Below are 21913 nucleotides of genomic sequence, written 5' to 3'. Positions count from 1 at the left end.
GGTGTCGGCACCCTTGACCGCCTGAGCGTTTCGGTCACCCCAGACTCGTTCCATACCTTGAAGTATCAGTACACCGTCTCCCACTTCGGAAAATCATGCGGCAACTGGCGCCAGGAACAGCCGGTGCGGTTGACATACAAGATCGCATCCACGATCCGGCGGCGCGAGTGAATGGGCGGGCGACCAGCCGAAGGTACCGGAACCATCGGTGCGATCAACTCCCACTGCGCATCGGTCAGATCGGACGGATACGGCTTCGGCTTGCGATGCTCCTTACGAGAACCCATGCCCCATCATGAGTCACCGATCCGCTTCGGGGCTGAAATCGCACAGCTTTCCACACACATACTCAGAGACCTGGGTATCGCAACCATTCCGCAAGCGGCTAGCAGGACAATCGCAGTTCCTGCGTGAATAATTCACGATTCCGGACGATCGGCTGCTCGGGATCTCGTTCGGTTACGCCAACGACGACCACCCCGCGAACAGCTATCGCACCTGAGGTGCGCAACTAACGAACGTCGTAACGTGGGTTGATCGCTGAGCCAAAGCACCGGAGTTGTTCGGTTGAGTTCGTGCAGCGGTCTAGGCGCCTTCGATGATGGCGGCCATTCCTTGCCCGCCTCCGATGCACATCGTGAGAAGCGCCTTGCCGCCGCCGCGTCGCCGCAGTTCATGCAGGGCGGTGGTCGTCATTCGCGCACCGGTGGCACCGATCGGGTGTCCGAGCGAGATCCCGGACCCGTTGACGTTGAGGCGGTCGCGGTCCTCGAATCCCCATTCCTTCAGAACGCCGAGCACCTGGCACGCGAATGCCTCGTTCAGCTCGATCAGCGTGAAGTCGTCGAAGCTCGCGCCGGTCCTGCGGAACAGCTTCGACGTGGCCGCGACCGGACCGAGGCCCATCAGTCCCGGTTCGCACCCGGCGGCAGACCACCCGGTGAGGAAACCCATCGGCTCGAGCCCGAGTTCGTCGAGTTGATCCTCGGCCACAACGAGCATCGACGACGCCGCATCGTTCTGCTGGCTCGCGTTGCCCGCGGTAACAACACCGTCCGGGAGCGCACTGCGCAACCGCGCCAGGGTCTCGGGCGTGGTCTCCGGACGGATACCCTCGTCCCTGGAGACGACGGAGACATTGCCCTTCCGGTCGGTGATCTTCACCTCGATCACCTCGTCGTCGAACTTTCCTGCCTCCCAAGCAGTGTGGGCCTTGGCGTGGCTTTCGGCGGCGAACGCGTCCGACTCCTCACGGCCGATCCCACACCGTGTCGCGACGTTCTCGGCGGTCTCGATCATCCCGCTGATCTTCCCGAACCGCCATTCCGGCTGGGAGCGTTCCCGGCCGCGGTCGAGGCGGTCGTACAGGTTCAGCGATCCGGTGCGGGTCCCCCAGCGGGCACCGGTGGTGTAGTGCTCGATATTGCTCATCGACTCGACGCCACCGGCGAGCACCACGTCGGCGGCGCCGGTCTGCACCATCATCGACGCGGTCACCAGGGCCTGCAGGCCCGTGCCGCACCGGCGGTCGGTCTGCAATCCGGCGACGGAGATCGGCAGTCCCGCCTCGAGGGCGGCCCACCGGCCGATGCACGGGGCCTCGGAGTTGGCGTACGACTGCCCCATCACGACGTCCTCGATGAGGATCGGGTCGATCCCGGACCGCGCCACGGTCTCCTTGATCACGGTGGCGGCCAACGTCTCTGCCGGGACGCCGCGCAGTGCGCCGCCGAAACGGCCGACCGCGGTGCGGACCGGGGCGACCAGTGCTGCTCTTCGCATGTGACTTTTCCTTGTCTCAGGGAACCAGGGCCCCACCGATCACTTGTGTACGGGTTCAGAGTGCTTTCTTGGCTTCGCGGACGAGGCCGCCGCCGATGATCAGACGCTGGATCTCGCTCGTGCCCTCGTAGAGGCGAAGCAAGCGGATGTCGCGATAGATGCGTTCGACCGCAACACCTCTCATGTATCCGCTACCACCATGGACCTGCACCGCGAGGTCGGCGACCTTGCCGGCCATTTCCGTGCAGTACAACTTCGCCACGGACGGGGCGATGCGACGGTCCTCACCGCTGACGTACTTCTGTGCCGCCTCCCGCACCAGCGCGCGGCCCGCGGACACACCCACCTGCTGGTCAGCGAGCATGGCCTGCACCAGCTGGAAGTCGCCGATCGGAGTGCCACCCTGCTTCGTGACCGCCGCGAACGACACGGACTCATCGAGCGCGCGCTGTGCACTGCCGACGGCGAGGGCCGCGATGTGCACCCGACCCCGGGCAAGGGAGGTCATAGCGGCCCGGTAGCCGGCCTCTTCACTGCCGCCGACCAGGGCAGATTCGGGGACGGTGACGTCGTCGAACGCAACCTCTGCGGTCCAGGCACCCTCCTGGCCCATCTTCTTGTCTTTCGGACCGACCACGACACCGGCCGTGTCGGCCGGAACGAGGAACACCGCGATCCCGGTGCCGGTCTCGTCGGCGGGACGGGTGCGGGCAAACACGACGAACAGATCGGCCAACGGTGCGTTGGTGATGAACCGCTTGGTGCCGTTGATCGTCCACGTGCCGTCTTTCAGGGTCGCGCGGGTGGTCAGGCCCGCCGGGTTCGACCCTGCCTCCGCTTCGGTCAGCGCGAACGACGCGACCACCTCACCCGACGCGATCCGCTCGAGCCATTCCGACTTCTGCTCGTCGGTACCGAAGTTCACCAGCACCTGACCGGCGATCCCATTGTTGGTACCGAACATCGACCGCAATGCCAGGCTCGTGTACCCGAACTCCATCGCCAGTTCCACGTCCTGCGTGAGGTCGAGCCCGAGGCCGCCCCACTGCTGCGGAATGGCGTACCCGAACAGACCCATCTCCGCCGCCTTACGGCGAACGTCGTCCGGGATCACATCCTTTTCCGCGATTTCACTTTCCCTCGGAATTACTTCCTTCTGAATGAATGTTCTCGTCTGCGCGAGAATGTCCTTGAAGTCTTCATCACTCACTTCGCGTTCAGCCATGACGGTGAATATCCAGCAAGCCCGGCCCTGGTGTCAAGTACGGGCCGTGCGCGGAAACGTGCTGCACAGAGGGCCTTCCGACACATAGGAAGGGGTTAACTCTCGGTTTCCTCGAGGGTCTTTGACCGCAGCGGATAAGAGCGCTTGAATAAGTAGCAAGCTCCGGGCGAAATACTCGTCTCAGACGATTCGCGAACGAAACTTTTCATCTAGAGAGACGAGATATTCCCGGACAGCTTCCGGATCCACGGTGGTGCGGCTACTCCGAGTTGGGTCGCCTCATACGAGAGGCACAGTTATTTCTCACCGGTGAGGGCACCCACCCCGTACACCTACGAACTTGGGGAAACACATGACACTCCTCGAGGGGCGGGTCGCCGTCGTCACCGGCGCGGCTCAGGGCATCGGTTTCGAGATGGCCCGCAAGTTCGCGAGCGAGGGCGCCTCGGTCGTTCTCGGCGACATGCACGCCGACAACGTCAAGGCTGCCGCCGGAAAGCTGGAGGCCGACGGCTTCCAGGCTGTCGCCGTCGCCTGCGACGTGACCGATCCGGATCAGATGCAGAACCTCGGGAAGACGGCGCTCGACGCGTTCGGCGGAATGGACGTGTGGGTCAACAATGCAGGCATCACCCGAGACGCGACGCTGCGAAAGATGTCGCTGGCCGATTTCCGCGCGGTCATCGACGTGCACCTGCAGGGCGCGTGGCTGGGCACCCAGATCGCGTCGATCGCGATGCGGGAGGCCGGCAAGGGGTCGATCGTCAACATCTCGTCGATCTCGGGCAAGGTCGGCCTGGTCGGGCAGACCAACTACAGCGCCGCGAAGGCCGGGATGGTCGGCCTGACCAAGGCGGCCGCGAAAGAACTCGCCCACCTCGGAGTCCGGGTCAACGCGATCCAGCCCGGCGTGGTGAACACCGACATGATCCGCGCCCTGCGCGCCGACATCCTCGAGGCGAAGCTGAAGGAGGTTCCGATGGGACGCGGCGCCGAACCAGAAGAGATCGCCAACGTCGCCTTGTTCCTGGCCTCCGATCTGTCCAGCTACATGACCGGCACCGTCCTCGAAGTCACCGGCGGACGCCACATCTGACAACCAGCCGATCAGTCGCATTGAGGCAGTACTCTGCACGGGTGGAGTCGCGACACGTCGAATACTTCCTCGCCACCGTCGACAACGACGGCTTTGCGCTCGCGGCCGAGGCCCTGGGCGTCACCAAGCCGTCGTTGTCGAAGGGACTGCGCAACCTCGAACGTGACCTCGGTGCCGAATTGTTCCACCGCGTGGGCCGCGGTCTCGTGCTCAGCGCGGCGGGGAAGGCGTTCGTCGGTCCGGCCCGGCAGATTGTGCGAGACCTGGTGGCCGCCGAGAGCTCGTTCGTCGACGTCTCGGGACTGCCGCGTGGGCGACTCGACATCTGCGCGTCGGCGCACGTTGCCGAAGGCCCTGTCACGGAATTGATCGGATCCTTCCGCAAGCAGTATCCCGGCGTGGTCGTCCGGCTCGCCGACCTGAGGCCTTCCGAGGTCATCGGGTCGCTGATCCGGGACGGACATTGCGAAATAGCCTTCAGTCATTTCCCTTGTGCCGCAGCAGGGTTGACAACGCGGGCACTCGGATTCCACGAATACTGGCTGGTGCTTCCCCCGAACGCCGAAATAGACTGGCGGGAACCGTTCCCCCTCGACGATCTCCCCAATCTCCCGGTGGTGGGGCTGCCCAAGGAATCGTCTTCGCGCACCGTCATCGAGAAGGCGTTGCAGGCGGCGGGGAGCCGGACGGTGATGTCGGCCGTCGTCGAGCAGCGAGAAGCCGTCGGCGCATTCGTCGTCCAAGGAATAGGAATGTCGTTCATCGAACGCACCAATGCGAAACGGGCCGCAGTCGGCGGCGCCCGAGTCTGCCCCCTCGACCCGCCGATCACCGCCCCCTACGGGGTGATCTACGACGAGGCCCGGCTGTCTCCGGCAGGACGCGCATTCCTCGACACGCTCGCGCCCTGAAACTCGTCGAGCGCGGCGATGAACGCCGCCGCGGCGGGAGGAAGCGGATCCGGTCGATGGACGAGACCGATGGTCCGCACCTCCCGCGGCGCGAGCGAGCGAACCACGACCCCCGGCAGTTCCTGCTCGGCGACGCGCCGCGGCAGCAGCGTCGCCCCCGCACCCTGGACAACCAACTCCCACATCGACTGACGATGCGCACACTCGACTGCGACGTTGTGCACCGGCAGTCGTGGACGCGACCCGATCTCCACGATCATCGGAATATCGGCGAGCAGGTCCACCGGCACCGGATCGGGTAGTTCGATCGCCAGATCCGCGTGTAGCGCGAGCACGATCTCCTGCTCCCCCACCACTCGGAACCCGAGCCCCTGGTCGTCGACGAGCAGTTCGGTCAGCCCGAGATCACACTCACCCGACCGGACCGCGCGGCCCACGCCATCGGGCACGTCCGCCGACACCGTAGACAGGAGCACCCTTGGGAACAGTCGATGAAACCGACCGACGAGACGCGGGAGTGGATCGGCAGCAAGAGAATTGAGAACAGCAATAGTCAACATGCCGGACTGCACGTCGGCGACGTCCTGCACGACCGCCCGCGCCCGCTCGACATCGGCAAGGACCCGCCGCGCCGCATCCGCGAACGACGTGCCCGCCGGAGTGATCCGCAGCTTCCGTCCTCCACGATCGAACAACTCGACGCCCAGATCACGTTCGAGAATACGGATCGCCTGCGACAGCGACGGCTGCGCGATGAACAGCGCCCGCGCGGCCTCGGTGATGCTGCCGTGATCGGCCACGGCGACGAGGTACTCGGCGTCCCGGATATCCACCACGCGAGTCTAGCCTCGGGCTTTCACGCCGGGGATGCCCGGACCGCGTGTTGATCACGAAGAAAGGGCTCTGAACTGCGAGAATATGGCTTGCGGAGGGCCGATATTCACTGCGTTCAAGGAGCACTTTTCTGGTGGGCAATGTCTACTTCGTGTATCCGCCGCTGTCCGTTGACTCCGCCGGAACTGGTGTCGTGTCGCATGCCGGGGCGGTGTTGTTGCTACGCACGGCCGAGGAATCCTGTCTGACTACCGCGTTGTCGAGTGCGCTCGAGCCGTGGCATGAACCGACGACCTCCCACAATCCAGGGAAGATCATCACCGATCTGACGGCGGCACTCGCCCTGGGCGGCGACTGCCTGGCCGAGATCGCGCTGCTGCGGGAAGAACCCGCAGTCTTCGGCCGGGTAACGTCCGATCCGACCGTCTCGAGACTGATTGCCACATTGGCCGCTGACGCTCCGAAAGCGTTGGCGGCATTCAACTCCGCCCGTTCGGCAGCCCGACGGATCGCCTGGATCACCACCGGTGAACAGGCTCCCGCCCGACCGAGATCACCTCCGGTCAACGGCCGACGTACGTCCCCTTCGTGCGTGTTGTGAATGCCTCGAAGGCCGCGGCAGCGTCCTCGGTGGCAAAGGTAATGCGCTGGTTGTCCCACTCCAGGCCAAGCTGCTCGGCCAGGGTATTCGTCTCCGCACCTCGCAAGGCACGGACCGTCGCCCGCAACCCGAGTGGCGGCAGCTGCGCCAGATCCCTGGCAACCTTCAGCGAGTGCTCGAGCACCTGACCATCAGGAACCACCTGGTTGACGAAGCCTGCACGGTGCGCATCTTCCGCCGACATCGGCTGGTCCCGCAGCAAGAAGTCCGTCGCCGCCGATTGTCCCATCAGCTTGGTGACGAAATAGCTCGCTCCCATGTCGGGGCCGAATCCCAGTGTGCCGAACGCAGCTTTGAACTTCACCGACTCACCCGCAATGCGGTAGGTGTGCAGGCCAGCCCATCCGATACCTCCGCCAGCCACGGCCCCATTGATGGCCGCGATGGTCGGCTTCCGAAAGTTGTCAAGCATCTGAAGGATCCATCGGCCCGGCCCCAACGGGTCGAAACGTCGAGCCTGAGCCGAGACACCGAGCGAGGCGTGATCACCCTGCATCACTCCGCCGTAAAACATGACATCCGCATCCGCGCCAGGACCGAGCTTGCCCTCCAGCTGGGCAAAGTCGACGCCGGGGCTCCACGCCGTCGCGCCGTCCGAGACGTTCGCGGTCGTGACGATGACACGAACGCTGTCGTCACGTTCGAGCTCGGCTGAGACGTCCAAGAGTTCCCTCAACAGAGACCCTCCGAGTGAGTTATTGGCGAGCGGACGATCGACCGTAAGCACGGCGACGTGCTCATCCACCGACACGTGCAGTTCCTCCGACATAGCCAGCCTTTCCTCGCGCGGGGGGCTCCGGCGAACCGGGGAAGCTCCCGAGACATTTTACTGTACATTAAACTTTGGGCGAACAGAAGCATTCGTTCGAACCCCCCACGCGATCACCACCGCATGGTCGATGATCCGAACCACATCTTCGACACGCCCGATCAGGACCAGCGATGCCCGCACGGTCGCCGTCGGAGGACCTGGGCCGCTCACTTCGGGTCGGCGCGGTGCTGCCCGAACAGAGGGCCAGGTCTTCGCACCCCCGACAACGAGCCAGCCGAGTCCGGCGTGACGCGGCCGGGGGATTTACCGTTGACACTCGAACGCATCACGAACCAGAGGATGCTCACGAGGCGAATCGCGATCAGACTCCGTACCCTCCATCGACGTTGAGAGTCTGGCCGGTAATCCAGCCGGCACGATCCGACATGAGGAATCGGACGGCCTCGGCGACGTCAGTCACGTCCCCGAACCGACCCAGGGTCGTCTCCGACTTCGCCAAGGCCAGGCCCTGTTCCGTGAAGACCCCCGATTTCACCAACTTGTCGAACATGCCCTCCCCCTCGATGACGCCGGCGCCGACAGCATTCGCGCGAACGCCGAATCGCCCCTCTTCGCCGGCGATGCCCCTGATCAATGCCTGAACCCCCGCCTTGGGAGCCGACGACATCAGGTCCATCTTGCTGTACCGCTCGATCACCGGTGTGACGATGGCGGTCACCGCACCCGACGAAGCACGGAGCATCGGCAGGAAAGGCTGCACCAAGTTGAAGCAGCTCTTGAGGTCGTTGTCGATCACGCGTGAGAAGGTCTCGAGCTCAGTCTTGGCGATGAACGACATCGGAATCACCGGGCCCGCCGCGTAGACGACACCTCGCACGGCGCCCGCATCCGCGACTCGGCTCGCAAAGGCCCGAGCCTCGTCGGGAATCGCGAGATCAACCTGCTCGATCATGACCCCTCGACCACTCGAACGGACGAGCTCCGCCGTCTCGTCGGCGCCCGCACGATTGCCTCGATACGCCACGACGACGTCATGACCGTCCTCCGCCAGGCTACGAGCGATGGCCCGACCCAAACCGCCCGACGCCCCCCCGACAACCGTCCAGCTCATCGATTCCACCATCTTCTCTTCTCACTCCAAACTCGAGGATCGTCCGGCACAGGAAACACACCGCGCGTCATCACGACTTCACAGCACGCAACGGGCTGACTGAACAGGGACCAACATTCCCGGAAATATCTAATTCAGATAAAATAATAGGTGCATGTGACCGGGATCGTCAACAAAACCAGGGTGTCGCAGTCACGACCGTAGAAGGGCAGTTAGAATCGGGTTTGTGCCACGCCTCGCGACGAACAATGCCAGCAGCGCTCCCGTAGCGACGACCAAGTCCGCCAAGACCCGAGCCCGGATCTTGGATGCCACGGCGCACATTTTGTGCCGCAAAGGTTTCTCCGGAACTCGCCTGAGCGATATCGCCGACCGCGCCGAGTGTCAAGCACCAGCAATTTACTACTACTTCGAATCGCGCGAGGACCTGATCGAAGAGGTCATCTGGCAGGGAATGGCACACCTGCACGACCATGTGCGCAAGGCCCTCAAAGCTGCGAGCAGCGTGTCACCCGCGGAACGCCTGAACATCGCACTGGAGCAGCACCTACGCTTCATTCTGACCGAGTCCGACTACACAATGGCCGCGATTCGCAATGCCGCCCAAATGCCCATCGAGCTGCGCGATCGGCAACTCGCCGAGCAGCAGAAATACGCGGTGCTGTGGAGGAAGCTGTTCAGGGACGTGCGAACGGCCGGGCAACTTCGGCCCGGCGTCGACGAGCGGCTCGCACGCATGCTCATCCTCGGTTCGCTCAATTGGTCCACCGAATGGTGGCAGCCACGCGGAGAGTCTGTCGACACCTTGGTCCAGAACGCCAAGCGCATGCTCAACGGAGGATTCCTCAAAGAGGTCGATAACGAGGTCGACTGAGCCCCCGATGACAAGCCGGGGATCCCACGGGCCGATGACAGCCCACGAGATCCCCGGTTTCCAGCTACCCGCCTCCACGGACCACCACGTGTTCCGTTAGCAGGGCGCTGGGTGGCTCGCGCCCTCCGCTCCCTCGGGCGTCGGCTCGCAGGTCTTCGATGTTGCCCTCCGCCTCGTCGCCAGCGATGCCGGGAGTTCAGCTCTCCAGCTCGACGGAAAGCATGTGCGGTGACGGAACGCTGCGAAAGTCCATCCAGTGCCCGTGAGGAGTCAATCCCATGGGGAACGGGAGCTCGATGCGACAGATCGGCCCAGTGCTGCGGATGAGAAGTTCGAGATGGATTTGACGGACAGGCCGTCGCGGGTGCGGACGACCATCATGTACGGCTTCAAGTTTGTCGACGCCCTCGTTCTCAGCCCCTCCGCTGCAATTCATAACGAATGTACGGTCTCATTACGACCTCGTCTGGCACCTATACACAGAGAACAGGTAGTCCACTACCCATGATCCGAGTGGGTACATTCGGCAGACTGGACTCAGGACCCCGCAGAGGGACTTCTGAGGTGCAGGAGATGGTCATGAACACTCTGCCTGAGCGAATCTCCAGTAACACGGAGCGGCCGGCCGGCCGCGCCGCTTACCGTGAAACATGCTCGGCTCCATGGATACTCGACCAGTCGATACGACTGGGCGACAACGACGCACGATTGATCGTCGTCCGGGACGAGTACACCGATACGAGTTACCTCGCGCTGCTCGTCGGCAACGTGACCGGCAGCGCGCCCGTCACCGTGCGAGCAGTCGACGAGGAGGCCCTACTCATCGAGGGCAGCCGCACCATGTTTCCGGAAATTTTGATCGGCGTTGCCGAGTCACCGAGCGCCTCCGACATCGGCCGTCGGTATCTCGAATGCCGGACAGCCGTCGAGGGGTCACTCCGATCGACGATCGACTCGATCGGAGTGCACTCGGTGATCGCCGAATGGAACGCGCGGGCGTGAGGGCCGCGCGCTCAGTCCTGCGCGAAGTTCAGGTACGCCTTGGACGGGGTCGGGCCCCGCTGCCCCTGATACTTGGAGCCCGCGGCCGAGCTGCCGTACGGGTGCTCCGCCGCGCTCGACAACCGCAGAAGGCACAGCTGCCCGATCTTCATTCCCGGCCAGAGCGTGATGGGCAGGTTCGCCACATTGGACAGCTCCAAGGTGATGTGGCCGTTGAACCCGGGATCGATGAACCCGGCGGTCGAATGCGTGAGCAGACCCAGGCGACCGAGCGACGACTTGCCCTCGAGTCGCCCGGCAAGGTCGTCGGGCAGCGAACACACCTCGAGCGTGGAGCCGAGAACGAACTCGCCGGGATGCAGAACGAAGGGCTCTCCCTCGGCCGGTTCGACAAGCGTTGTCAGCTCGTCCTGCCGCTGAGCTGGGTCGATATGGGTGTAGCGGGTGTTGTTGAACACCCGGAACAAGCTGTCGAGGCGCACATCCACGCTCGAAGGCTGAACCATGGAGGGATCGAACGGGTCGATGCCCAGACGTCCAGCGGAAACTTCGGCACGGAGATCGCGGTCGGAGAGAAGCACAGGTAGAGGTTAACGGGTCAGCGGGTGTGGATTGCCATCGAGAGCAGCAGATCGGTGCAGGTGTTCACGAGGTCTTCCTCGGGCAGTGTCACGGTGCCGTTCAACCAGGCCGTCAGCGTCTGCGCCAAGCCGCCGACCATGAAATGCGCGGCAAGGTCGAGGCGGGGACTCTCCGCCACCTCGTAGAACCCGACGGTCTGCTTGGTCACGAGGCCGGCGAACAGTCGTGAACTGTCGAGCCGTCGCTGCGCCAGGACCTCACTCGACTGCGCCACCGAGAACATGAGGCGGCCGTGCCGGGGATCTTCGGCGACCGCACGGACGATGTTGCTTACGCCTGCTTCGACGATCTCGCGTTCGCCCGGCCCCGCCGTCGACACAGCTTCCAACGTGCTGGTGGCGATGCGTTGCACGACATGGTCGTAGACGGCGACGATCAGCGCGTCCCGGTCGGTGAAGCTTTCGTAGAAGTAGCGAGTGGCCAGTCCGGCCCGCTTACAGACTCCGCGCACCGACAGCGTGTGGTCGCCGTCGTCGCTGCCCAGTAGGTCGAGTCCGGCCTCGATCAGCTGCGCGCGACGCTCAGCGCGGCGCGCATCGCCCTCCTGACCGCCATACATGCGACCACCTGTCGAACCTGACGGTGCCGTAACCATGGCGACCATCTTTCCACCGAACTCTGGACGACGAACATATATGTGAGTACGGTCGTATTCAGATCACTTCCCGTGGATGGATAACAGGAGCAACTATGTCGACGTCACTCGAGGCACCCGACCGTCTCGACCAGGTCATGGACGGTGCCGGCTTACTGGCGGGCGCTGCCAACATCATCATGCAGTTGGCGCATCCCGGGGTCGGGTACGGCGTGTACGAGAGTCGGGTCGAGAGCGGGCAGCTCTTCCGGCATCCGTTCAAACGATCACGCACCACGCTGACCTACCTCGTGGTCGCCGCAAAGGGCACCGACGAGGAGAAAGCCGTCTTCCGTCGAGGCGTCGACCGTGCCCACGCGAAAGTGCGGTCCACCGCAGACAGCCCGGTCCAGTACAACGCTTTCGATCCCGAACTGCAGCTGTGGGTAGCCGCCTGCATCTACCGCGGATTCGAGGACGTCACCCGGGCCCTGCACGGCGACCTCTCCCCCGAGGCATCCGCTTTCTTCTACAAGCAAGGCGCCACTTTCGGCACCACCCTGCAAGTCCCACCGGAGATGTGGCCGGCCGACCGCGCCGCCTTCGAGGAGTACTGGAACCGTTCGCTGGCCAACGTGTCGATCGACGACACCATCCGCGAACACGTCCTCTCCATCGCACGGCTCGAATTTCTACCCACAATCATCTCGCGCCTCTTCGGCCCGATGAACCTGTTCTTCACCAGAGGCTTCCTCCCCCAGCACTTCCGCGACGAAATGCAGCTGACGTGGAGCGAGAAGGACCAGCGACGATTCGACCGCATTCTCCGGACCATCGGCGCCGTCAGCCGTCGCCTGCCCAACGCCCTGCGCGAACTCCCCTACAACCTGCTCATGCGCGACCTGCGGTGGCGAATCAAGTCCGGCCGGCCACTCGTCTGAGCATCGGCGTGTGCGCCTCCAGCAAGACTGTCACCATCTGCTAATGTTTGCCCCGCAGGGTGTTGGGCCTGCCTACGGGCGCCCAATATCATGCGCGCCGATGTAGTTCAATGGCAGAACATCAGCTTCCCAAGCTGAATACGCGGGTTCGATTCCCGTCATCGGCTCCATCATTACCGCAGGTAGAGGGCGTTTCCGATCACGGAAGCGCCCTTCTTCATTCTTGGAGACGCCGCGAACACGCCGCGTGCGAAGTTCATTCGTGATGTCAGTACATGATGAGACAGTTCTTGCGACGACAAACAGAAGCCGGGGTGACTAACGTGATCGACAAGAAGAGCCGTGTGGAACTGGTACTCGAACTCGCCAACAAGTTGGATGCGCAAGACCTGCGTTGGGATCACGCCAACATCATCCTGCAGACATACGGCGTCCAACCCCTGGACAGCGATCAATACGGTCCGACGACAGCAGAGACGGTCAATACCGCGACCGATGAGCAGCTAATCGAATTAGCGCAACATTTCGGGCTGGAAACCCCCAATGACGCGCCAGCCGCCGCCGTCACGACGACCGTAAAGAGCGCCCGGCCGCTGTTTGTTTTCGCATCCCATCTCGCAAAGCACAAGGCCGTCGTGCACGAAGTCAGCGCGGCACTCACCGAGTACGGAATCACACTTTTCGTCGCCCACGACTCGATTACGGTCGACGCTCAGTGGCACGACGAGATCGAGAAGGCGCTCGATCGAGCGGACGCTGGGCTGGTATTCCTTCACGACGGATTCAAGGAGAGCGCCTGGTGCGATCAGGAGGTGGGGTGGCTTCTCGGACGACACGTCCCCGTGATGGCGCTCAAATTCGACACTGACCCATATGGCCCGCTCGGTAAGCACCAAGCTCAGGTGATACGGACACAGACGCCGACAACAATCGCAGAACAGACGGTCGACCGGATTCGTGCGAAGACGGAACTTGCCTCCGGACTCGGCGCCTCCTTGGTTGCCGCGATGGCCGTGTCGCCCAAATTCGCGACCACCGACGCGATATGGAAACACTTGCGGGAACTGCGGTCGCTCGACGCGAACCAGTGCGCCCAACTACTTGAGGCGACAAAGGACAACAACCAGATCCATTGGGCGTCTTCTCCGTGGGACTCAGGTCGGCCTTACCCTCGTGTAATCGTCGACTACCTTCGCACGCAACCTGGCGGATCAGTCATCTCCTCCGACGTTGATACTTATGAGAGCTACCTAGACAGGAAGGACGCAGAGAAGGCCGCAGCACAAGCGTCGGTACAGGCCAAGGCACCGCAACGGCCATAACGCACCCCTTCCCCAACGGCGCGTCGGCGCTCGCCTGCGGAGTGATGCCCGGGCCATCACTAGGGCTGCGGCAATCCGTCCAACAGCCGCCCCGGTGTGGTCTGCAAACCCGCTGACAACTTGAGCAGGTTCTCCACGCGAGCACTGCGTTGCCCGCGCTCCACCTGCCCCAGATAGGTCCAGTGCACGCCGCACTTGTGTGCGGCGTGTTCTTGGCTCCAGCCGAGCTCAGCGCGTCGCGCACGGATGCGCTCACCCAGCTCGCGCAGGGTGGCGCTCGGCGGCGGCTTGGGAACGTCGGACACGGCTACCTACTCCATACGTCCCAACTGCAATGGTCCAGAGCAGAAACATCCCATGCATAAACGTCTAGTGCAGGAACGTCCTAGTATTTGTAGGACCTGAACAGCGACAACAAGGAGCAACACGTGAGCACCGACATTTCCGCAGCCCTTTTCATTGCCGGGTGCATCTGGTTCCTGTGCGGAGTGGTCGCAGCGATCATCGCCAGTCGGCGCGACCGCAGCGAAGGCGGCTTCTTCTTGTTGGGGTTCTTCTTCGGACCGCTCGGAGTTTTGGCTGCAGTGCTCGCCTCACCAGGCACGCCTCGCGCACCGAAGGGAACGCGCGCTGTGATGTGTCCGCGATGCAATGCCCGGCAGAACGTCCCAACCACTCAGGACCAGTACGAATGCTGGCAATGCAAGCTGGTGATCAGTCGTTCCGCTGCCGCTTAGACGGCTCGGAGCGGCAACACATTGGCTCCCTTGCGGGATCGCACAAGTTGTAAAGAAACCTGTCGGTGTGTTCTGACACAATGCCCGATATGACCGAGATTGCAGACGCCACAGACAACCCGACGATCACCGACGCGGCAGACTACCCGAAGCTGATGGCCACGGACGACTGGTCGGCACACCCCGACACCACCCTCCAGCACATGGCCGACTTTGCCAACCGCGCGCGGACGGGGCTGCCTGTCATCTTGTTCCTGAACGGCACGATCATCTCGGGCATCGTCTCCGCGGCTGAAGAATTCTACGAGTGGGCGAACGAGAGCCAGCATCAGGCAGTCGCCAACTCCACCAACGCGGACAACAAGGAAGCAACCGAGAGGTACAGCAACTACTTCTTCGGCACTCCTGCTGCGGAGCACAAGGAGCGCCGCGAGTCTGAGGCTGATACTCACTACGAAATTGCCCGGCACATCCACCTCAAGGATGCAAAGGTAGTCACCCCAGGCATCGCGCCCATGCCCGTCGGCTTCGTTCGAGTGCTGCTGGCGCACGTCGGCGCATGGACGCTTGGGTCCTTCAACAGCAACTAACCGGTACTGCCGCGACGGATCGGCACCACATTGCCGGTCTGCCGGGGCGCCGCCCCCATTGCTCCGAGCGCGGCCATCGCGTCGGCGTGGTCGTCCTCGAAGAGGTGCGCGTACACGGTGAGGGTCGTAGTGACCTTCGCGTGGCCCATGAACCGCGCAATCTCCAAGGGCGAGATGCCCGCTGCGACGCAAAGACTCGCGTACGTGTGGCGGAGGGCGTGGAACTTGAGCGCGGGCGGAAGCGTCACCCCCAGGTCGAGCCGATTCGCCCGAAGCACCGCAGGCCGGTAGACCGCTTTGTAGAAGGACGGGTGCCGCAATGGAACCGTCCAGTCCAGCGTCAACCGTTCCTCGGCTTCCGCGACCGACAGCGCGGCCAAGACCTCCTCAGCCTTCGGCACGATCCGCTTGCCGTTCGCGTCGGTCGCGCGCTTTCCGGTCGGCTTCGCCGCGACGAGGACCGACGCGGGGAAGAGCGGTGCCCCCGGTTCATCGCCACGAGGATGGGCTGCGAGGTAGTCGCGCAGTATTCCTACGGTCGCGGGCGGCATCGGGACGCGACGGCGCGAACCTTTTGTCTTCGGGGTGTCGTACGAGAGCACGCCGTCGATCACCATCACCGTTCGCTCGACCCGCAGCAACCCCGGCTTCGGTGCGGCGTTCGGGTTGATCGCCGCCGCCGGCAACTCGACGTCGCCGACCTGGAGTCCCGCGAGCTCAGCCGCCCGTAGCCCGGACCACGCCGCGAGATGGACCATGACGTTGTACGGCCACGGCGTCGCCTCCACGAGCGCCGAAACCTGAGCGGCAGTGAGAAACTGGTCCGGTTCGTCAACCACCCCCGGCGTCCCTCCGTTGGCGCTTCGCTCGCTCGGCAACCGCACATGGTCGCACGGATTCTCCGCCAGCCGTCCATCCGCGACCGCCTGCGCCAAGACCATCCGCACGACGAAGAACGCATGGCGAACGGTCGACGGCTTCTTGCCCGTCTTCGACAACCCTTCCACCCACTCCGACACGAACGTTCTCTTTATGGCGTTGACCGGATAGCCGCCGAACGTCCGGTCAATCTCGCTACCGTCTGCGATCTGGTACTCGTACCCCGCGCGGGTGCGGGGCTTGAGGTCGTGGCGGGAATCCAGCCAACGACACGCCGCCTCCCGAAAGACCAGCTGCCCGGACTTCGGGTCGAACGTCGCTCCCCGACGCTGATTGTGGTCGACGTCGTTGGTGTAGTCCTCGGCTGCCCTCTTGGTCCGGAAACCGCCCTTCGTGCGGTGCTTCCCGTCCGGCGTGCGCCAACGAACCTGATAGAACCGCGTGCCGTCGGGCCGCGTGAGCTTCCGTACGTTCGCCATCTCAGGCCACTCCCTCTCGCGCGAAGACGCTCCGGACGGTCGAATGCGCCCACGACGCGCCGCCTCCTGGCGTCGGTATGCCTTCCGCAGTCAGCCGCTTCGCGATGGACTGGGCGCTGAGCCCTTCCGTCGTCCGCATCGCCACGATTCGCTGAGCAACCTCGGGCCTGAGCTTCGCGGGCCGACCCAACCGCACGCCCTTACTCCGCGCAGCGGCCAGGCCCTCCTTGGTGCGCTCGCTGATCTTGCGCTTCTCTTCTGCCGCGACGGCGAGACGGATGTCGGCCAGCAGGCGCTGGCTGGGGTCGCCGGAGTCGGCTTTGTCGGTGTCCATCAACCGCCACCCGAACCGCTCGGCGCGCTTGAAGAGCTGGGCGGCGTCCTCTTGGTCTCGGGTCACCCGATCGAGCGCCCGAACCAACAGCGCGTCAGCAACCCCGTTCTCGATTGCTGCGATGGCGACGGCGCGGCCATACATCTTGTCGGCGCGACCTCCACCCACCACGTCCGTCGTCACCGTCATCAGCTCATACCCGCGCTCCGCGCAGTACGCCTCCAGAGCCGCCCGTTGCGCATCGAGGCCGTGGCCTTTCTCACCTTGGTTCGCAGTGGACACCCGAACGTATCCAATTACCCTGAGTCGCTGAGCGGTTGATGTGACAGTCATGGTCGACCTCCTTGGTCGTTTTCGCTGGATTCGCTTGGGCTAGTTGGGGAGTTCGCCGTCGATGCCGATCGGCGCGCACGGCATACAGAACGCCGCTCGCTTCGTTCCGGTTGCGGTTCCGCGCTCGTTGGTCGAGAGTTCGAGAACCACGCCGCTCGAGTCTTCGTGGTCGGGACCGCGCAACGTCGCCCCGCACGTCGAGCAAACTTCACCTTCACGAGCATTTCGTATCGCCTTGTACATCTGAACTCTCCCTGCATATTTCGAGCGTCGTTTACGTCGGAATCGGACGTTTACGACGTTTATAGCGCGAATCGATCGCGAACGCTACAAAGCGTGGTACAAACCAAGGGCTGCCATCGTGGCCCTAACGCTGCGGATCGCCCTACCGTCCGATTCCCCTACCTACGCCCGCAACTCGTTGTCCGTTGGAGCGAAGTGGGAATGCGTGGCGGTTCCGGGGCTATCCGCGACGACGACCGGAGCCGCGCCCGGTCAGAAACGACCTGGCCCAGGGTCCACGCCATCCCACTCGATTGGAGCGCCGAAGTCCTGGGGGTGCTGCGTGGCGGCGCGCGCTTGTGCCGCGCGGTCGGTGAGGGCGTTAACCTCAGCCCACTTCTCCGCGTCCCGTTGGTCGTGAACCTTGCGCATGCCGTCCAAACTTGTCGGCTGATGAATGGGCACGGTTGAATTCCGCTCTGCTCATCAAAGATTGGTGTTCACTAGGGGTGACTGCGATGATGCCTCGCGTACGCGCGAGGCCGACCGGGAGGATTTCCTAGCTGATCGATAGGAAACAGACTATTAGTAGGCCGTCCAGGCCCTTCCTGGGGTTTTGCAATGTCGGTACCGAGAGACGGGCAGGGCCGGTACTTAGTAGTCGTATCCGGCTAGCGGATACCGCCGGTCGCCGAGTAGTAGTCCCTCCTACGGAGGGGACTAACACTACTCAGCGTTATCGGATAACACCGGATAACACGGATAAGACTGAGTGTTATCCGGTAGTAGTCGGGTGTTATCCGATAACACTGACTATTACTCGGGCACATTGACTTTCAACTCGGCTGCCTTGATCTTCGTCCAAGCAGAACCCTCCGAGTGAGGGTCGACGGGACCGACCGAGTACAGCTTCGAGTTGCCCGGTCCAGGCTGCTCAACGAGCCAGTTCCGAGCGACACAAATGCTCCTCCCCGCCTTCAACAACTTGCCCTTCCCTCCCGGTTTACTGTCCGTCGGTGATATGCCGAGAGCGTCGTTGAAGTCGCCCGCCTTGAAGTGCCCCGGCGCTTCGCCTCTTTGCTTGGCCGACTCCTCGTGGTCGAGCACTACCTTGTATGCCTCCAGCGCCCACCGCTCGGTTTCATTCTCGGACTTATTGCCCTTCTCGGAGGTCACGAACAGCCGCCGGGTAGGAACCTCGTAGTCGAGCGTGAACAGCGGAACCGCCACATCGCGCCCACGCGCGGCGAGGTAGCGGAGGTTGTCGGGTGGTGTTTGGTTGATGACGCCGCCGTGGGTGTAGGACCACTTCACGCTCATCCAGTCCTCCAACCTGTACGCGCCACGAACCCGGATATCGCCACCATTCGCCGAGGAGCTGCCGCTATGCGCCGCGAGCACGACGAGGGACAGGCCCGCGCGTCGAGCAATCCGATCGATCGCGTTCGTCCAGGCTCGGGTGTCGTCGTTGCTGTTCTCGTCGTGGTTGATCGCAGCGCCATAGGGATCGATCACCCACACCGACGACTGCCGACTCACCAGCAGATCCACGATGTGGTCCTCGACATGGTCGGCAGGCAACGGCACCTTGTATCCCTTCCAGGGATCCAAGAACAATCGGTGATGGTGTCTCGCCGCGCCTTCCATCCCCATATCGCGAATCCAGTTCTCGGACATGGACTTCTCGAGCTCGAAGTTGGAGTAGGTGATTGAGCTGCCTTCGGGAAGACTCCCAATCTCATACTTGCCGAGAAACTTTGAACCCGTCACCATCGATACGACAAGGTTCATCACCAACGTCGTCTTACCCGCCTTGGCTTCGGCGACAAGCAACACGTTCGACCCGACAGGCGCCAAGTCTTGGACCGCGAACTGCACCGGCATTGGGTCCTTCGCCAGCTCAACCAGAATCTCCTCGGACTGCGGTGGCATTTCCCAACCCTCGACCGCGAGGTCATGCTTGGCGAGCTGCTGCCCCTTCATACGCCTGCGTGACTTGATGCGCTCCTGGGCGATTGCTTCCGCATCATCGCCCAGGCCGCCATTGTGGATCTGCTCATACCAGTAGCCCCCAGGCGCAAGGGACACGGACGCAATCTGTAGGCCCTCTAGCTGCACCTTCGTGGTCGGGTCACCGGCGATTAGCCTTGCGCCCGACTGGACCAAACGATCGAACTCAGCACCGGCCTTTCTGTCGGGGTTGTTGATCGCCTCGACGAACGCCGCCCTCAGGATGCCTAGGGCCTGGTTGACACCCGTCTCGCCCTGCTCGCCGAGTCGAAGCAACGCATCCACGTTGGTTCTTGTGTTTTCGTGGCGCGACCCGGCCAGGTCCCGCACTGCGTTGCCGAGGAGAACAGCGACGGGTTTCGACATCGGCCCGCCGGGTAGCCCGTCGAGAAGGCGCGTTGCGGCCCTTCTGCTAGCCTTCTCGGTAGGCTGCGCGGCGTTCGCGGTAAGAGCCTCGACTAACGCCGTCGGCAACTCCGAGAGGCTCCCTGGACTCGGCGGCACCAACGAGACGTTCCCCTCAGGATCGCGCCAGCGGTACTGTTCTCCAGTGTCAGGATGGACGCTCGGATACACCACCGAGTACCGATGCCCCGAGTGAATGACCTCAACGTCATTGCCGGGCAGCTTGCTCGGCCACGTCAGCTCTGCGGGCACACGATAGAACCGCTGCTCACTGCCGTCTGAACGCGACGTTGAGGTCCACGTGGACGGAAACTCGACCCCCACCACCGCCTCAAAATCAGCAAGGGTTATCGCGCCGACCTTGCCCTCGTGCGCATTGTCCACATCAACAGCAATAACGCCGTCGTGCAGCCGAAGTCCGAGGTTCCCCGCCGCACACTCATTCTCCCACTTCTCGATCTGAGCCCGACCGGGGTACGGCGCGGTTCTGCCTGTCCACCCCGTCGGCGGAGGAAACTTCTGGCCCTGTGGCAGGGGAATCGGGGACAGCCAGCCAGCATCGAGGTACTGCGACGCGAACGCACCGTACATGTTGGACGTATGGCTCGTTCTCGGTAGCGCGGTCGCGGTCGGGCCGGTAAGGTCGTTCACGTCGGTTCCTCTGTCTACGTGTGGGATCGGTGAGGCTGGCACCTCAATCGTTTTCGCAAGCACCCTCGTTGCATGATCCTGCGTCGGGGGTGTTGTGCGTTCCGGCGTCACTCGTCATCGTCCAGTTCGTCAGGAACCGCTGTGACATAGTCGATCTGACCAATTTCACCCGTCGCGGCAAGATCTCCCGCAAACCTACGACGGCACTCGTCGCATGTTCCGAGAAGCACGGTCGTGCTACCGCATGAGACGAGCATCCCATGAGACGCAGCGGAGCCAGGAACCATTCGCTTTAGTTCTGCGTCGAAAGTCCAGTTGGCCCAGAAGCACCAGAAGCAGTACGAAATGGCTTCGTTCTGCAGGATTGAGCGGCACATCGTCTCCACCTGCCACGGCACAGCGACGAGATACTCGACACTTGCAGTACGTGCCCACTGCCCGGGCCTGTAGCTGCGTATACGCTGAATTCCGTGCGGCCCCTTCGCCTGGTTCCAGAGCGCCCTGCGGTAGTCCTGACCGTCGAACTTGGGGTCGTCAGATATGTCGAGGTCGTACACGCCCCAGGTCACGTAGTCGTCAGGCCCTGTCGCACCACCTTCATCCTCGGTGAAGGGCTCGATGGTCTTAGTTGGCGTCGTCATAACTAGCTCAGCTGCAGAGCGGATTTGCTCATGGAAGGACTGAGCAGGCGTGAAGACTCGGCGCGCACTCTCGATTGCCGCGTCGATCTGATCCGGGTCAGACGACCATCTGTCGAGCGGGCTCCGTGATCCTTCGATGCCGTACTTCGCGATCAGCTCTTCGCGGTTCATGCCGCACCGCCCGACGTCGCAGTGCTCGCGGGTCGGCGCATGCCCTTGATCCAGTCGCGGAGGTCTGCCTCCGACCAGCGCCAGCGCCCAAGGATCTTATGCACGGCTAGATTTCTTTCCATTACTGCGAATTTCAGCGATCGTTCGGTCACGGTTTCAACTCCCCACAGGCGGCACAGGGCCACGGCGTGAGCGTTGTCGAAGGCAGGCATCTCCGAGTCATATTCAGGCGCTGCCAGGATGTTCTTGACGCGATTGGCGGTCGCAGCAGCTACGTCGGGGACGGCGGGGGCTGTTCTGCCCATTGGGCTTCTCCTGGGTCTCACTTGCCAGGAGGTGGAACGCAAAATCGCGAACACCTCCGACAATGTCGGTTGATGGTGTTCGCGTGAGATTCAGAAGCTCCTCGCGCCTGCCGTACCAAGCGCTCGTGCGGTGCTTCTCAGGTTCGTCGCACGACCCACTAGTTCGAAGCTGGAGCCGCTCGCCCTTGCCGAAGCGTGGGCGACTTGTCCCTGATCTGTCAGGCGAATGCCTGCCGGTCTTGACTTCTGTTTCGTATGTTGTCAGTTGCGTTCGTCATGATTCGTTTCGTATCGAGGTCGATTCCGGCGTACCGGAGGCGATACGAGAGAGACGATAGACGACGTACCGCCGTTCGTCTACTCCGTACGTTTGTCGTACTAGACAGGGCCGCAACAATTCTGCCCTACC

The 21913-nt window shown here is 63.1% G+C and carries 21 protein-coding genes, 1 tRNA gene and 1 pseudogene; 10 read left to right on the top strand and 13 right to left on the bottom strand.

Features of this window, described 5'->3' with window-relative positions; genetic code table 11:
* Positions 1 to 585: 585 nt before the first annotated feature.
* The gene (locus tag HYG77_RS21875) at positions 586 to 1782 is read right to left on the bottom strand and encodes an acetyl-CoA C-acetyltransferase (RefSeq protein ID WP_208960601.1); all 1197 of its coding nucleotides are present in this window, start codon (positions 1780 to 1782) and stop codon (positions 586 to 588) included.
* 55 nt (positions 1783 to 1837) lie between these two features.
* Positions 1838 to 3007 carry an acyl-CoA dehydrogenase family protein gene (locus HYG77_RS21870; protein WP_208960600.1) on the bottom strand — a complete coding sequence of 390 codons (1170 nt, stop codon included), beginning with the start codon at positions 3005 to 3007 and terminating at the stop codon, positions 1838 to 1840.
* 352 nt (positions 3008 to 3359) lie between these two features.
* Here HYG77_RS21870 and fabG point away from each other — a divergent pair, with 352 nt between their 5' ends.
* Entirely contained in the window at positions 3360 to 4103 is a 744-nt protein-coding gene (gene fabG, locus HYG77_RS21865; RefSeq protein ID WP_208960599.1) for a 3-oxoacyl-ACP reductase FabG, read from the top strand.
* 41 nt (positions 4104 to 4144) lie between these two features.
* Positions 4145 to 5014: a LysR family transcriptional regulator gene (locus HYG77_RS21860; RefSeq protein ID WP_208960598.1), complete on the top strand. Its 870-nt coding sequence runs from the start codon at positions 4145 to 4147 to the stop codon at positions 5012 to 5014.
* On the opposite strand, the gene HYG77_RS21855 is transcribed toward HYG77_RS21860, so the two are convergent.
* Positions 4954 to 5847 carry a LysR family transcriptional regulator gene (locus HYG77_RS21855; RefSeq protein WP_208960597.1) on the bottom strand — a complete coding sequence of 298 codons (894 nt, stop codon included), beginning with the start codon at positions 5845 to 5847 and terminating at the stop codon, positions 4954 to 4956. The two genes, HYG77_RS21860 and HYG77_RS21855, sit on opposite strands and share 61 nt — an antisense overlap.
* A 134-nt stretch (positions 5848 to 5981) precedes the next feature.
* Between HYG77_RS21855 and HYG77_RS21850 the strand changes: the two are divergent.
* Positions 5982 to 6353, top strand: a pseudogene (locus tag HYG77_RS21850) (transposase); the annotation flags it as partial.
* Between the two features lie 58 nt (positions 6354 to 6411).
* Here HYG77_RS21850 and HYG77_RS21845 read toward each other — a convergent pair.
* The gene (locus HYG77_RS21845; RefSeq protein ID WP_208960595.1) at positions 6412 to 7278 is read right to left on the bottom strand and encodes an enoyl-CoA hydratase/isomerase family protein; all 867 of its coding nucleotides are present in this window, start codon (positions 7276 to 7278) and stop codon (positions 6412 to 6414) included.
* 364 nt (positions 7279 to 7642) lie between these two features.
* The gene (locus HYG77_RS21840) at positions 7643 to 8392 is read right to left on the bottom strand and encodes an SDR family oxidoreductase (protein WP_244373029.1); all 750 of its coding nucleotides are present in this window, start codon (positions 8390 to 8392) and stop codon (positions 7643 to 7645) included.
* A 226-nt stretch (positions 8393 to 8618) separates the two neighbouring features.
* Here HYG77_RS21840 and HYG77_RS21835 point away from each other — a divergent pair, with 226 nt between their 5' ends.
* Complete coding sequence (locus HYG77_RS21835) at positions 8619 to 9266, top strand: TetR family transcriptional regulator (RefSeq protein ID WP_208960593.1); 648 nt, start codon at positions 8619 to 8621, stop codon at positions 9264 to 9266.
* Positions 9267 to 9845: 579 nt separating this feature from the next.
* A complete protein-coding gene (locus tag HYG77_RS21830) occupies positions 9846 to 10268 on the top strand; it encodes a hypothetical protein (RefSeq protein WP_162603284.1) in 423 nt (140 codons plus the stop codon).
* Positions 10269 to 10279: 11 nt separating this feature from the next.
* Here the strand turns inward: HYG77_RS21830 and dcd are convergent, their stop codons facing one another.
* The gene (dcd, locus tag HYG77_RS21825) at positions 10280 to 10849 is read right to left on the bottom strand and encodes a dCTP deaminase (protein ID WP_109333019.1); all 570 of its coding nucleotides are present in this window, start codon (positions 10847 to 10849) and stop codon (positions 10280 to 10282) included.
* A 17-nt stretch (positions 10850 to 10866) separates the two neighbouring features.
* Positions 10867 to 11514: a TetR/AcrR family transcriptional regulator gene (locus HYG77_RS21820; RefSeq protein WP_208960592.1), complete on the bottom strand. Its 648-nt coding sequence runs from the start codon at positions 11512 to 11514 to the stop codon at positions 10867 to 10869.
* 86 nt (positions 11515 to 11600) lie between these two features.
* Here HYG77_RS21820 and HYG77_RS21815 point away from each other — a divergent pair, with 86 nt between their 5' ends.
* From HYG77_RS21815 to HYG77_RS21805, 3 genes are all read left to right on the top strand, one after another.
* On the top strand, positions 11601 to 12425 hold the full coding sequence (locus HYG77_RS21815) for an oxygenase MpaB family protein (RefSeq protein ID WP_109333023.1): 825 nt from the start codon (positions 11601 to 11603) through the stop codon (positions 12423 to 12425).
* Between the two features lie 96 nt (positions 12426 to 12521).
* A tRNA-Gly gene (locus HYG77_RS21810) sits at positions 12522 to 12595 on the top strand.
* A 153-nt stretch (positions 12596 to 12748) separates the two neighbouring features.
* Positions 12749 to 13747: a toll/interleukin-1 receptor domain-containing protein gene (locus tag HYG77_RS21805; protein WP_208960591.1), complete on the top strand. Its 999-nt coding sequence runs from the start codon at positions 12749 to 12751 to the stop codon at positions 13745 to 13747.
* A gap of 59 nt (positions 13748 to 13806) precedes the next feature.
* On the opposite strand, the gene HYG77_RS21800 is transcribed toward HYG77_RS21805, so the two are convergent.
* Positions 13807 to 14052 (bottom strand): helix-turn-helix transcriptional regulator, encoded by a 246-nt coding sequence (locus HYG77_RS21800; RefSeq protein ID WP_208960590.1) that lies wholly within the window; start codon positions 14050 to 14052, stop codon positions 13807 to 13809.
* A 123-nt stretch (positions 14053 to 14175) separates the two neighbouring features.
* Here HYG77_RS21800 and HYG77_RS21795 point away from each other — a divergent pair, with 123 nt between their 5' ends.
* Both HYG77_RS21795 and HYG77_RS21790 read left to right on the top strand, forming a co-directional pair.
* A complete protein-coding gene (locus HYG77_RS21795) occupies positions 14176 to 14484 on the top strand; it encodes a hypothetical protein (protein ID WP_208960589.1) in 309 nt (102 codons plus the stop codon).
* Positions 14485 to 14573: 89 nt separating this feature from the next.
* Complete coding sequence (locus HYG77_RS21790; RefSeq protein WP_208960588.1) at positions 14574 to 15074, top strand: hypothetical protein; 501 nt, start codon at positions 14574 to 14576, stop codon at positions 15072 to 15074.
* Here the strand turns inward: HYG77_RS21790 and HYG77_RS21785 are convergent.
* From HYG77_RS21785 to HYG77_RS21765, 5 genes are all read right to left on the bottom strand, one after another.
* Positions 15071 to 16432: a site-specific integrase gene (locus HYG77_RS21785; RefSeq protein WP_208960587.1), complete on the bottom strand. Its 1362-nt coding sequence runs from the start codon at positions 16430 to 16432 to the stop codon at positions 15071 to 15073. The genes HYG77_RS21790 and HYG77_RS21785 overlap by 4 nt on opposite strands.
* Position 16433: 1 nt before the next feature.
* Positions 16434 to 17099, bottom strand: coding sequence for a recombinase family protein (locus HYG77_RS21780; protein WP_208960586.1), 666 nt, complete (start codon positions 17097 to 17099; stop codon positions 16434 to 16436).
* A 1038-nt stretch (positions 17100 to 18137) separates the two neighbouring features.
* The gene (locus tag HYG77_RS21775; protein ID WP_208960585.1) at positions 18138 to 20387 is read right to left on the bottom strand and encodes an AAA family ATPase; all 2250 of its coding nucleotides are present in this window, start codon (positions 20385 to 20387) and stop codon (positions 18138 to 18140) included.
* Between the two features lie 107 nt (positions 20388 to 20494).
* A complete protein-coding gene (locus HYG77_RS21770) occupies positions 20495 to 21199 on the bottom strand; it encodes a hypothetical protein (RefSeq protein ID WP_208960584.1) in 705 nt (234 codons plus the stop codon).
* Complete coding sequence (locus HYG77_RS21765) at positions 21196 to 21504, bottom strand: hypothetical protein (RefSeq protein ID WP_208960583.1); 309 nt, start codon at positions 21502 to 21504, stop codon at positions 21196 to 21198. The genes HYG77_RS21770 and HYG77_RS21765 overlap by 4 nt, the downstream gene beginning before the upstream one ends.
* Positions 21505 to 21913 lie beyond the last annotated feature (409 nt).

It is taken from the genome of Rhodococcus sp. ZPP (assembly GCF_017656075.1).
In the GTDB taxonomy this organism is placed as follows: Bacteria; Actinomycetota; Actinomycetes; order Mycobacteriales; family Mycobacteriaceae; genus Rhodococcus_F; species Rhodococcus_F oxybenzonivorans.
This window is presented reverse-complemented; position numbering and strand designations above follow the sequence as displayed.

What these genes read in the sequence shown, in the direction of transcription:
- HYG77_RS21875 (WP_208960601.1), bottom strand. Translation starts at nt 1,782, where the DNA reads ATGCGAAGAGCAGCACTGGTCGCCCCGGTCCGCACCGCGGTCGGCCGT.
- HYG77_RS21870 (WP_208960600.1), bottom strand. Translation starts at nt 3,007, where the DNA reads ATGGCTGAACGCGAAGTGAGTGATGAAGACTTCAAGGACATTCTCGCG.
- fabG (WP_208960599.1), top strand. Translation starts at nt 3,360, where the DNA reads ATGACACTCCTCGAGGGGCGGGTCGCCGTCGTCACCGGCGCGGCTCAG.
- HYG77_RS21845 (WP_208960595.1), bottom strand. Translation starts at nt 7,278, where the DNA reads ATGTCGGAGGAACTGCACGTGTCGGTGGATGAGCACGTCGCCGTGCTT.
- HYG77_RS21840 (WP_244373029.1), bottom strand. Translation starts at nt 8,392, where the DNA reads ATGAGCTGGACGGTTGTCGGGGGGGCGTCGGGCGGTTTGGGTCGGGCC.
- HYG77_RS21830 (WP_162603284.1), top strand. Translation starts at nt 9,846, where the DNA reads ATGAACACTCTGCCTGAGCGAATCTCCAGTAACACGGAGCGGCCGGCC.
- HYG77_RS21820 (WP_208960592.1), bottom strand. Translation starts at nt 11,514, where the DNA reads ATGGTCGCCATGGTTACGGCACCGTCAGGTTCGACAGGTGGTCGCATG.
- HYG77_RS21815 (WP_109333023.1), top strand. Translation starts at nt 11,601, where the DNA reads ATGTCGACGTCACTCGAGGCACCCGACCGTCTCGACCAGGTCATGGAC.
- HYG77_RS21790 (WP_208960588.1), top strand. Translation starts at nt 14,574, where the DNA reads ATGACCGAGATTGCAGACGCCACAGACAACCCGACGATCACCGACGCG.
- HYG77_RS21785 (WP_208960587.1), bottom strand. Translation starts at nt 16,432, where the DNA reads ATGGCGAACGTACGGAAGCTCACGCGGCCCGACGGCACGCGGTTCTAT.
- HYG77_RS21780 (WP_208960586.1), bottom strand. Translation starts at nt 17,099, where the DNA reads ATGACTGTCACATCAACCGCTCAGCGACTCAGGGTAATTGGATACGTT.
- HYG77_RS21770 (WP_208960584.1), bottom strand. Translation starts at nt 21,199, where the DNA reads ATGAACCGCGAAGAGCTGATCGCGAAGTACGGCATCGAAGGATCACGG.
- HYG77_RS21765 (WP_208960583.1), bottom strand. Translation starts at nt 21,504, where the DNA reads ATGGGCAGAACAGCCCCCGCCGTCCCCGACGTAGCTGCTGCGACCGCC.